The 293-nt window shown below is 64.5% G+C and carries 1 pseudogene; it reads right to left on the bottom strand.

Annotation, left to right across the window (positions count from 1 at the left end):
- Positions 1 to 293: pseudogene (locus JNB89_RS30865) on the bottom strand (hypothetical protein); the annotation flags it as partial.

The following is a 293-nucleotide window of genomic DNA, read 5'->3' on the forward strand; positions in this document are numbered from 1 at the left end:
CCGCTGCCCGGGTTGTATGCTGCCGCGCTCAGATCCGCCGTCGTCGTCGAGCCAGAACCCAGCGCCACCGAATTAGCCGCCGTTGCTTGGGCGTTGCCGCCGATCGCCACCGCGTCTGTGCCCGTTGCCGACGAGTCCGCCAGCGTCGAGTTCGTGTGGAAGTACTTGATGCCAGCGCCACCGTTGGTGATGTTGTTCACGACGTTCGTCACGTTCGACACGTTCTGATTCGTCGCATACAGCTGCGAGCCGTTCACCGCGTCCACGCTCGTCGCATTCACCGCTCCCGCCGA

The sequence above is a fragment of the Paraburkholderia phenoliruptrix genome (genome assembly GCF_019511605.1).
In the GTDB taxonomy this organism is placed as follows: domain Bacteria; phylum Pseudomonadota; class Gammaproteobacteria; order Burkholderiales; family Burkholderiaceae; genus Paraburkholderia; species Paraburkholderia phenoliruptrix_A.